Origin of the sequence: uncultured Shewanella sp. (genome assembly GCF_947495455.1) — a bacterium.
Lineage (GTDB): Bacteria > Pseudomonadota > Gammaproteobacteria > Enterobacterales > Shewanellaceae > Shewanella.
The window spans coordinates 21,574-33,730 of record NZ_CANLZC010000064.1; the positions used below are offsets into that span (position 1 = coordinate 21,574).

The 12,157-nt window shown below is 38.6% G+C and carries 8 protein-coding genes; all 8 read right to left on the minus strand.

Features of this window, described 5'->3' with window-relative positions:
• Positions 1-67: 67 nt before the first annotated feature.
• The gene (locus tag Q0791_RS15910) at positions 68-571 is read right to left on the minus strand and encodes a cupin domain-containing protein (protein WP_299008427.1); all 504 of its coding nucleotides are present in this window, start codon (positions 569-571) and stop codon (positions 68-70) included.
• Positions 572-937: 366 nt separating this feature from the next.
• Positions 938-3,001, minus strand: coding sequence for a bifunctional 2',3'-cyclic-nucleotide 2'-phosphodiesterase/3'-nucleotidase (locus Q0791_RS15915; RefSeq protein WP_299008430.1), 2,064 nt, complete (start codon positions 2,999-3,001; stop codon positions 938-940).
• 511 nt (positions 3,002-3,512) lie between these two features.
• Entirely contained in the window at positions 3,513-5,690 is a 2,178-nt protein-coding gene (locus Q0791_RS15920) for a M3 family metallopeptidase (RefSeq protein WP_299008432.1), read from the minus strand.
• Positions 5,691-6,621: 931 nt separating this feature from the next.
• A complete protein-coding gene (gene ggt, locus Q0791_RS15930) occupies positions 6,622-8,361 on the minus strand; it encodes a gamma-glutamyltransferase (protein WP_299008435.1) in 1,740 nt (579 codons plus the stop codon).
• A 244-nt stretch (positions 8,362-8,605) separates the two neighbouring features.
• Positions 8,606-9,226, minus strand: a complete 621-nt coding sequence (locus Q0791_RS15935) for a LysE family translocator (RefSeq protein WP_299008437.1) — start codon at positions 9,224-9,226, stop codon at positions 8,606-8,608.
• A gap of 377 nt (positions 9,227-9,603) precedes the next feature.
• Positions 9,604-10,185: a hypothetical protein gene (locus tag Q0791_RS15940; protein WP_299008439.1), complete on the minus strand. Its 582-nt coding sequence runs from the start codon at positions 10,183-10,185 to the stop codon at positions 9,604-9,606.
• Position 10,186: 1 nt separating this feature from the next.
• A complete protein-coding gene (locus tag Q0791_RS15945) occupies positions 10,187-10,870 on the minus strand; it encodes a hypothetical protein (protein ID WP_299008441.1) in 684 nt (227 codons plus the stop codon).
• A 97-nt stretch (positions 10,871-10,967) separates the two neighbouring features.
• On the minus strand, positions 10,968-11,540 hold the full coding sequence (locus tag Q0791_RS15950; protein ID WP_299008443.1) for a DUF2589 domain-containing protein: 573 nt from the start codon (positions 11,538-11,540) through the stop codon (positions 10,968-10,970).
• Positions 11,541-12,157 lie beyond the last annotated feature (617 nt).

The window sequence follows — 12,157 nt, forward strand, 5'->3', positions numbered from 1 at the left end:
CTCACTTGATTTATTGATAATTAATTTAACTGTTTGCTCAATGTTTTGAGTGTACGTTTTTGTTTGATCACTGTATGTCATTGTATTTATTTATTGTTAGTGGAACGTTTTTAGAGCCGATATAGACGATCAGTAATTCTGCGGGGTCATCACTGTAATTGATGCCGTAATGCCAAGTGTTAACCACTTCTACCTCTACCTTACCCGCTTTGAGTTCAATTTTCTTGCTGTTATCTTCAAGGATAGCGGTAAACTCTCCTTTAAGTAAATAGGCAACTGTGATGGAGGGATGTTGATGGATGGGAAGCTGAGATTTCGGTGGAATAGTGAGTCTTATTACGGTGATTTGAGGCTCTTTTGTAGAATAATCGGGTAATAGGGCACCATCCCAACTCTTATCGGTTTTAATTAATAAATCAGCGTAATCACTTTGATTGATGACTTTAATATTTGACTCATGGTGATTTTCAGCTGTGGAAGGATGCGTTTCTTTTGTTTCGGCTAATGCGAAATGATGATTGATAAAGAATAGGTAAATAAAGCTGGATAATATGATAAATACTGTACGCATAGTGCTTTTCCTATGTCATTGATGAAGTTGGCTTGTACTTATACCAATTCTATTATATAGATGATCAATTCAGAGCTTCTCAGGCTTTTCAATTCAAGGCGCATTTATGCTGTAATGGTGATTCCCTTTCAAATGAATGCAACGCTGAAGTGGAATGCCTGAGAAGCTCACTTTGTGCGGGTTTCAACATGCTTCATGCTACGTTAGCTGCTTTCGATATAGAATGACTATTAGCTTCAATCATCTGCCTTGCCTACAGCATGTTGAACTCCCGCTGAAAGATCACTTATATAATAGAACTGGTATTATTCAATTCACTATTTTTTAAAGCTCGTTGTTTACTCAGTAGGCTTATCACATTGTTTTTTACTGATCCGCCTGATTTAATAATAATTGATAATTGGCATAGCCTTGCTTATCGACCTGTTTTTGTATCATTTTGACTGTTTGATGATTCTTAATAAAGTCTTGAGCGGCAGATGTATTTTGTGTTTGAAATCGAATATCTAATTGGGTTTTCGTTTTAATGGGTAATAAATGCCAATTATGAGTGGGACTGACACTGATCTTTCCCTTGTCTTGGGTTTGCTCGATAATGTAGCTGGCAAGTAGGGCTTGAATATCATCGGGGAAGCTCACTATGATATATTTGGGGCCAGTGCCGGGAAATTGGCCTGAAAAGGCGCGGTGGTTATTGGTGATCACAATGAACTCACTGTTGTAAAAATCGTCTTCGAATAAGGTGTTGCCGTTTTCCTTGGTATAACTAAGCGCACTGATCCTATTAGGTTTGGTTGAATTGATTGGTATACAGTGTTCGTTATAACCACTGGGTTTAGTGACATCAATTTGATATTGAATGTTTTTGATAATATCAAATTGTTCACTGGGATGACTCCAATTAATCAGGTTTTGAGGGGATTTATCGTGAAGGGAGATTTGATTAAATTGGTTGGCACTGCATTCTAACCACTCTTTAATGAGCCTTCCTGTGACTTTAACGGCTGCGAGGGTACTGGAATATGGGTACAGTGCGATAATATCTTGGTAGCTGATCTCACCAATATTAATATCAACGAATCGATCCGCTTCTTCTGGTGTGTGATTTCCGCCGACTCTGGCGGGAGATACGGCCGATAATATCGGAATATCTTTAAAAGCGGGCTCTGCTTGTATTATTGATTTTGTTGCGTGTAATTGCAGATCAGATAAGAGCTGAATGACCGCAGAGTCTTGAATTAAGGTGAGTGCACTGTATAAAGGCTTGTCTGTTATCCCGAGGTTGTGATCAGAATGATATAAAATGGCTTTATGTACTTTTTCCAAAGCATCTTCTATTTTTTTATCGGGGAGGACCAAAGGGCGTTGGTTAAATATGGGTTGTGTTTGTGAGTGTGAATCAATAACAGACCATTTTCCCTCAATACGGTTTAAGGTTAAATCAATAATACCTAAATGATTTCCCCAGAAACTCGGTGCGACAACCGCAATACCATTTATAGTACCTTTTTCAATGTTGCTATTCCATAAATTAGCATATTGCTTAGAGGGGAAGGGGTGGTGACTATGACCAAATAATATGGCATCGATACCGTCTATATCGGCTAAGTGAACGGGGGCGTTATCGGCATTAAAGACCAGTTGACCGTGTTTGAAAGCAATACCTGAATGGGGAATCGCGATAATCAAATCGGCGCCTTTATTCAGCATTTCAGGGACAAATTTTTCGGCGGTATCCGCGATGTTTTTGATAGTGATTTTATCAATTAGGTGATCGACAGCCCATGTGCGAACCTTAGGATCGACAAAACCAATATAGCCAATATTGATACTATGCTCATTGCCTTGATTATCCTTTAAGGTCGTTGGCTGAATGATATAGGGAGTAAAGAGGTTCTCACCTTGCAGGCGTCCATTGTCGCATTGGCTGACATTACAATAAATATTGGCGTTAATGAAAGGGAAGTTAGCACTGTTTATGGCCCATTCTAAAAATGGCATGCCTTGTATCAAATCTTGATGGCCTATATTTCCCACTGTGTAATTCAGTAAGTTCATCGCTAAAAAAACAGGGTGAGGCTGTTTTTGTTTTGGGCCTAATGTATTGGCATAGTCGCCTAAAGGACTGCCTTGTAATAAATTGCCATTATTAATGAGAATACTATTGGGGTTCTCTTGTCGTGCTTTGTTAATTAAACTGGCAGTTCGAGCAAGGCCAAATCTAGGATCGTCTTGGCCAGTATAATAGTTAAAATCTTTCATATTGGCTTGAAGATCACTGGTTTCAAGCAAGCGTAGTTTAACATGTGTTTGTTGGCTTTTGACTATGGCCGCTTGTTCGTCTATTTGCTCTTGAATAAGATCATCAGAACTACAGGCAAAGAGTGAACAAAGGATAATGATAATAAGCCCAATATGATGTTGATTCATATTCTAAGTGTTTCATTCCTTTGAATTGATTAAGCCTTAATAAACCACTCACAAACTATCTGTGACAACCCCATAAAACGCAGGAGAGTCAAGAATGTGAGCTTGATGTGTTAAAAGTCGCTGCTCAGTACATTTATAGGATAGTGGATGACAGGTTTTTTTTCTATACCCGTGATACTTGAAGATGCAGGATTCAGCTGGAATTAAAAGCCTTTTAGGCAAGGCTTTGAACAGCGTGCTTAGTTATTCTAAGTTGATGTTCAATAACGCAGTATAAAAGGCTTTTAAACCAGCCCCTTGGGAGTCTGTAAAAGCACCTACTTCTGCGTTGTATCATCTTAAAAGGCAATAAGCATTCTTGCAATAATACGCCTTGAATTAGGCACTTTTACAGGCTCTGAAAACAGGCATCTTCAAGTATCACGGGTATATTGCTTAGGAAAAGGAGAAAAAAGCACAGTTGCTAAGAACTGTGCTTTTTGACATAAAGATAGTTGGCTAGGAGATAAAATTATTCTTGTAATAAACCACGGCTGCGCAATAGGGGTTCGATTCCCGCTTCTTTACCTCTAAATTGTTTGTAAAGCAACATAGGATCTTGGCTTCCTCCTTGCGAGAGAACAGTATTTTTAAAAGCCTTTGATGTGGCTTGGTCGAAAATACCATTTTCTTTAAAGGCTTCATAGGCATCGGCGCCCAGAATATCTGACCATAAGTAGCTATAGTAACCCGCTGAATAACCTCCTGCAAAAATGTGCGAGAAGTAAGTACTGTGATAACGTGGCGAAATCTCATCAATTAATCCCATGTTATTCAGTGAATCTGCTTCAAACTTGGCGGCATCTTTTGGAGTAAAGTCTGTGATAGTATGCCAGTCTAAATCCAGTTTTGTTGCAGCCATATATTCTACCGTGGCGAAGCCTTGATTAAATTTGCTGGCTGCTTGTATTTTATTCACCAGAGATTGAGGGATCACTTCGCCAGTTTGATAATGAGTAGCGAATTGGGCCAATACTTCAGGCTCAGTCATCCAGTTTTCCATGACTTGTGATGGAAATTCCACATAATCACGTGGAACAGATGTCCCTGCCTGTGAGCGATATTGCACTTGAGATAAAATACCGTGTAGTGCATGTCCAAATTCGTGGAATAGGGTGCTGGCTTCATCAAAAGTTAATAATGCAGGTTCATCTCCTGCGGGACGAGGGTAGTTGAGTACATTGGAAATAATGGGCTTAGAGTTGACGCCATTCATCTTGTATTGCTGGCGATAAGCATTCATCCAAGCGCCACCCCGTTTACTGTCTCGCACATAATAATCGCCCATGAAGATGGCTATGCTTTCTCCCTTTTCGTCAAAAACTTCCCAAGTTCGTACTTCTTCATGATATTTGGGCAGATCAGTACGCTCTTTAACTGTGATGCCATATAAGCGGTTAGCCGTATAAAAAACCCCTTTTAGGGTGTTTTCAAGGGAAAAGTAGGGGCGAGTTTGTTGCTCATTAAAGCTGTATTTAGCCACACGAATTTTGTCGGAATAGTACCACCAGTCCCAAGCTTGTAATTGAAATTTTTCGCCTTTTTCATCAATGAGTTTCTGCATTTCTGCTACTTCAGCTTCAGCCTGAGCCAGTGCGGCTGGCCATACTTTGTCTAATAACCCATACACATTTTCAGGAGTTTTAGCGGTACGTTCTTGAAGGACTAAATGAGCATGTGTTGGGTAGCCCATGAGTTGAGCTCGCTGTGCTCTTAAGGCTGCAATTTTGGCGATGATTTTTTTATTATCATTGGCATTATCATTATTAGCACGATTAATGTAGCCATTGTAAATTTTCTCTCTTAAGCCTCTATTATCGGCATAAGTTAAAAAAGGCGTAATAGAAGGACGTTGAGTGGTAAATACCCACTTGCCGGGATGGCCTCTTTTTATTGCGGTTTGAGCGGCAGTATCGATGACATCTTGAGGTAAGCCAGCAAGTTGTGCTTGATTATCGATAACCAATTCAAATGCATTGGTTTCGGCTAATAAATTATCCCCAAAAGATAAACTCAGTTTGCTGATCTGTTCGTTTAAACTGCGTAATGTGTCTTTATCAGCTTCATTGAGATTAGCGCCGCCTCGTGCGAAGGCTTGATAGGTATCTTCTAACAGTTTAGCTTGCTCGGTGGATAAATTCAGATCATTTTTTTGTAAGTATACCGCTTTAACTCTCTGAAATAATTTGTCATTAAGATAAATATCATCTTCAGAGGCTGATAGCATAGGGGTAACCACTTTTGACACTGCTTGTAGCTCTTCATTGGTGTCGGCACTGGTCAAATTAAAGAATACATTAGCGACTTTTATGGTTAAATCGCCTGAGAACTCAAGTGCTTCAATGGTATTGGAAAAAGTTGCAGGCTCTGGATTATCGGTAATAGCTTTGATTTCTGCTTGATGTTGCGCGATGCCAGCTTCAAATGCGGGTTGAAAGTGTGCTGTTTGGATTTTATCGAAGTCAGGAATATTGTAATAAGTGCCGTAGGGTTTAAAAAATGGATTATCAGCATTATTTTTCATTATGGTTTCTGCAATCACATTTGGCGCAGTATTTTCTTGTGATGTTATGTTTGCAGTATTGCAAGCGCTCAGTGCGAGTGTCAATGCAATAGCGGATACGAGTGGTTTTAGGGTTAATCCCTTCATTGTTATCTCCCCGAAGATAAATTTGTTCTTACTTTGTATCGTATTTGTGTGATTAGTTTTACCCCTTTTAAATACCACGTATTAATGATTCAAATCCATTAAACTTGTGTTTAATTTGTAACTATTGTTGTAAGCGATTTTTTTTTACACAATTTTTATTGATTTTATGTGAAAATCGAAGTCAATGAGGTGATGGCGTGATGTCATCGCGTCGATGTTGATAAAGGTTGATGAAGAAGTTGATGGTGAATATATGTAATGGTTTAATACTCAGAAGAGATGTGGAATGAAAAAATGCCATTCATTGAATGGCATTTGACAGATCATGAATGGTTAAATCTAATACCAATTCCATTATATAGATGATCAATTCAGAGCTTCTCAGGCTTTTCAATTCAAGGCGCATTTATGCTGTAATGGTGCTCCCTTTCAAATGAATGCAACGCAGAAGTGGAATGTCTGAGAAGCTCACTTTGTGCGGGTTTCAACATACTTTATGCTACGTTAGCTGCTTTCGATATAGAATAACTATTAGCTTCAATCATCTGCCTTGCCTACAGCATGTTGAATTCCCGCTGAAAGATCACTTATATAATGGAATTGGTATAATACCCTAAAGTTTCACTGCCAGAGCGACGTAAGTCTGAAAAGCCAGTGAAGCCATTCTCGGTCATAATGATAGATTGTGTAGAGCCCATGGCATTTTTAAGCGTGACTTCATGTCCTTTATTTTCAAGGAGCTTAATGGTGTCTTTATTGATACCTTGCTCAATGCGAATTTCATCCGCTTGCTCAGTAGGAATGTCATCGCGTCGCTATTGATGAAGAAATTGATGGTGAATATATGTAATGGTTTAATACTAAGAAGAGATGTGGAATAAAAAAATGCCATTCATTGGAATGGCATTTGACAGATCATGAATGGTTAAATTCAATACCCCAATGTTTCACTGCCAGAGCGACGTAAATCTGAAAAGCCAGTGAAGCCATTCTCGGTCATAATGATAGATTGTGTAGAGCCCATGGCATTTTTAAGCGTGACTTCATGGCCTTTATTTTCAAGGAGCTTAATGGTGTCTTTATTGATACCTTGCTCAATGCGAATTTCATCCGGTAACCATTGATGGTGAATACGCGGTGCAATGGTCGCTTCAGCAATATTAAGGTTATGATCAATAACATTTAAAATAATTTGTAGTGTCGTGGTGATAATACGAGATCCACCTGGACTACCTGTGACGATATAGGGTTCGCCATCTTGCATAACGATAGTGGGACTCATTGAACTTAAAGGACGTTTTTTAGGCTCTACCGCATTGGCATGGCCACCAATGAGGCCATAGCCGTTGGGTGTTCCTGCTTTTGCAGAAAAGTCATCCATTTCATTATTGAGTATCACACCAGTCCCTTTCGCAACGAGTCCTGAGCCATAGCTGAAGTTTAATGTATAAGTATTGGATACTGCATTGCCCCATTTATCAACCACAGAATAATGAGTGGTTTGGTTACTCTCATAAGGGGCAAGATCACCGGGCTTAATGTCAGTACTGGGTGTCACTTTTTCAAGGCTAATGTCAGATGCGAGTTTTTTGGCGTAGGCTTTACTGGTTAAAGTGTCAACAGGAACATTATAAAAATCAGGATCCCCTAGATATTCACTGCGATCTGCATAGGCGCGTTTCATGACTTCACTCATTAAGTGAATACTGCTGGCGGTATTGAGCCCGAGTTTGTCCATGGGGAACTGTTCTAGAATGTTGAGCATTTGAATAATATGGACCCCTCCAGAAGAAGGCGGGGGCATTGAGATGACTTGATAGCCTCGATAACTGCCTTCAACGGGTGTGCGCTTTACGGCCTGGTATTCTTTTAAGTCGGCTAAGGTCATGACGCCGCCTGCTTGTGTGACGGCATCGACGATTTTATTTGCCGTTTCGCCTTCATAAAATCCTTTACTGCCTTTTTGAGCGATTAACTCAAGAGTGTGAGCTAGCTCAGGTTGTTTAAAGCGTTCGCCAATGGCGTAGTTTGTGCCATCTTTTTTGTAAAAAATGGCTTGAGTACTGGGCCATTGACTTAGGCGTTGTTTAGCGCTGTTTAGCGAATTGGCTAAATCAGGTGTCATGATGATCCCATTAAGGGCCATTTCAATGGCGGGTTGAGTCACTTGTTGCAGACTCATTGTACCGTATTCTTTTAAGGCCAATACCATGCCCTTGACTGTGCCTGGCACACCAACGGATAGGCCATGTTCACGACTAAGCTTAGGGTCGGGATCGCCATTTTCATCAAGAAAAATATCTTTATGAGTTTCAAAGGGGGCCATTTCACGATAGTCGATAGCAATATTTTTATTCTCTTTGGCTAAATGGACCAACATGAATCCGCCTCCCCCTAAGTTTCCAGCTCTGGGCAGGGTGACGGCAAGGCTAAAAGCGACGGCAACAGCGGCATCGATGGCATTGCCACCTTGTTTTAAAATTTCAACGCCTGCACGTGTTGCTAAGGCTTCTTGACTCGACACCATACCCTGTTTTGCCCATATAGGTTGTGCGGTCGCAAGGTGAGTATACAGAGGGGCTGAGACATTGGGTGGAGAGGCGATGTTCGCAGAACTTAGGAAAGGTAACATCATGAAAAAAATAAAAAAGGCGGTCTTGAGCGATCGCATTAGGGCTCCTTGTTGTTTATGGTTTTTATGATTTCGTAATGTGACGTTTATGCTATTGAAATGCAAGCGTTAACCTCACTCAAGGTGATATTGTTGGTTTTTAACTGTGAATAGTGAACAAAGGTGTCCAGTTTGTATGTAAATGGATATAAATATGATAAGTAAAGTTTTTAATTTGTCGTTAAAGACTCTTTGGTGGTTAATTATGTTGGGGTGAGCGCTTTTCGAACACTTCGTGAAGGGGCTAATCCAATGCTAACCAAATACCGACGGCAATCATGAGTGAACCTGCGATACGGTTCATCCATTTTATGTTATTCCCGCGACTTAAAAATAGCTTTAGGCTTTTTCCTCCGGATGCATAGGCCGTCATACTGATAAACTCTGTGATCATAATGATCCCAACTAAAGCAAAGAGTTGTGGAGTGATTGGACTCGTGTTATGAATAAAAGGGGGGAGTAAAGAGATCATAAATGCCCAGCTCTTAGGGTTAGCGATTGCAGTGATGAAACCCTGTGACACTAGGCTCTTGTTGCTCACATGAGTCTGCTGATTATGGGTCATTAAGGCTGTTTTACCTTTGGCTCGCCACATATTAATACCGATATACATAAGGTAAAGGCCTCCAAGCCATTTTAAGGCGACAAAGAGGTGAGGGTAATTTAACATGACACTGGCTGCGCCTAACACTGCTGCGATTGCGACTAATGCAATGCCTACCAGTTCGCCTAACATCATCCAGAATGTGCGACGCAGGCCGATACTCATGCCTAAGGTCATGGCAAGTGTCATGCACATTCCTGGTGTAATGGACACGAAAAAAAAAGTCGGTATAAAAAGCGCAAGTAATGTGAGATCTGGCATGACTAACAGACAGCTTTTGTTAAATCATATTCTGCGCCTAGTGTAGTCAATTGCCACCTAAGATTGCAAGCCATAAGGCTTGTTTAGTGATACTTGTGGATTTCAAGATACCAGTTTTTTGCGTGTGTAAAAGGCCTTAATTCAAGGTGCTCTATTTAAAAAATGATTTTGCATTTCAACTGAATCCTACATCTTCAAAGATCACGGGTATTCTGATAGGCAGGAGTTAATCATTCTTTGGGGTATTGATTTAGCTATCGTTAAAAGTGTCCAGTTTGCGATAAAGATACGGGACGGCTTTAGGGCCCCTAAAGGTAAAAGGACTGGATGGCTTTAGTCTTTAATTATTAGGGGGTCATTGATTAATTTTTACGATCTCATTGATGAACAGATCCTATTTTTTGTGAGTTATTAATTAAATTATTGATTACGATATTAAGAAGGTAAAATAAATCCGCTTGTTGCAAAATAGAGGATAAATATTGATGCATGTGAAAACCTTCAGAGGCTTGACCAAAATTTTTCCATGTGGTTTTTAAAAAGTCTTGGCTGAGTTCGCCATCAATGGGGATCGCAATGGGATTGTTTTTTGAGCTAATTGCGGATAATTGTGCAATTTTATCTTTCCATACTTCAAAGTTTTTATCAATGGCATTGATTTCTTCGTAAAGTTTATTATTAATAAAGTCAATGGTATTGACTGCTGCAATATTTTTCTCTTTGATTTTGCGTGTTGTATGAGTGAGGTTTTCACCTTTAATCACAGACAGTAACTTTGCTTTTTCTGCTGAGATAACGCCAACAAAAGCAAGCCTTAATTTAGAAAATTCGTTCTCAATACCTTCAATCCATATTAGTGTATTTTTTATGAAATTCGTATCTCTATTCTTATATTGTTGAGTTAATGCTTGACTGTGTGTTAACTCATCCAGTAACTTCTCTTTAATATAAGCTTTCATATTATTCTATCTCTAAGTATCGTTTTGTTTCTCCGGTAGCAGATTCGATGCTATTCCATTCTAATCCTTCTTCTTTCAATGTTAACTTAATTCTGGCAATACTATCCGGTGTGCTAGTTTCTTTAACGCTTGAAGTTGATGTATTGACACTCAACTTCAGTGAATTTGGATCAGTTGAAAAAATGTTATTTGCTGACAATTCAGAAATAGTCAATTTAAACCTGTCTATTTGCGATCTTGTTATTGGTATTTGGGTTGTTTTTAATGTACTGGTGAATGTTGTTTCAAGTAGTCTAATGACTCTTTCTTTGGTCATAAGTAATCTATTGGATTTTGATCTTAATAGCGGTGTTAATTTTGATATGATATTTTTCTCATATTCAGCGTAAAACGATGTCGGTATATCATCAACCTCTTTAAAGGCATCGGTGAGCTTGATCATTAGATGATTAACAATATCTTTAGCCGGTTTTAATTTGGGGGATTGTCTTGATGATATTGTTTCTATTAACACAGGAATATCCAATGTCATTTCTGGAATTCTTAATCGTGGAATACTTAAATTTTCCAGCAATGGATTATCTTTATAATATTCTGCAATGGCGATACTTTCTTCATCAGCTATTCGTCTGGCGTGGGAGAGACTGGATAATACACTCCCAATAAACTCATCTAAATTATTCAATGTATTAATTCCTTCTATTATGACAGTCACCCCTGTTCACACTATTGCTTTATTTGACGGGAGTGACTGTCATTGACTCAAATATTGACCAATAACACTATTCAGCGACAACAGGTGTCTCTTCAATCGCGTCTTCTAAAATGCCCAGTAGACGCTCTGTGCCAGAGGGTAATTCATCTTGAACGGCACGAACATTCACTTGCATGGTATAATTTCGCTCAATTTTAGCACTTGATTGAGTTGATTTTTGTGAAGAGTAACTGACTTTTAAACTCGCAGAAAAAGGTCGCCAACCCACTTTAGCTTCAAGAGATGATTTAAGCTCACGATTAGAGGCCGAACTGCTTTCCTGCACGGAGTTGATCTTGGCATTAAAATTAATATTGGTTTCTTCAACACGAATAAAGGGAATGGGTAACATAGTGAGGATGGGAACGGATAATTGATATTTCTTTGATGTTATTTTTTTTTCTCCATCTTCCTCAACTTCTACAGGTTTCATATAACTAAAGTCAACCATAGTAGGGACGTTATCTTCATCAAAGCCTACAGATTTAATAAAATCAACAGAAGTCATTGAAGATTGTGATTGTGCTTTAATCACTGAACTTAATGGTCCACCAATCATACTTTCAAAATCAATACTGCCTAATTCTTGTCCTAATGACATTTGAAACTCCTAATATCCTTATTATATAAATGAAACGCACTATAAATATAAATGCTAGGTTCATTAACAATTTGTACCTGCTAGTTACCTAGCTTTCCTTGTACGTTCGTGAGTTAACTTAACTCATTACAAATAACTGAGTTAAATCTATAATAGATAAAAACATTAAATTAAATCGCTGTCAATTAATAAATTATTATTTATTATCCTTAAGATTGAAATATTTTCGTGATTATATAAGTGTGGGGATAATATTGGCTGGTAATAAAATGAATAATAGTAATGCTATATGGTGATAGACTTATGTATTATTTTATAGGAGTGATGTTATAATCAGAGGATAGTCATATAAACAAATAATAATGATAAATTATTGAGTGACTATAATTTATTATAAAGATAATAGCCTGTTAGATTATCTTTGATAAGCGCAGTAGTCATTCTTTATGATTATATAATAATGGATTAAACGATAGTGTTAAATTTAGATTTCTTTTAGGGAGTTAATTTAATAACAGCCTGTTGGTTGACACAATCAACAGGCGTTGTTGCTTAAATCTAAGGAACCATTTGGTCGTTCTGTGATCTGATCTTGTCAGTGCCAAAACGAGACAGAT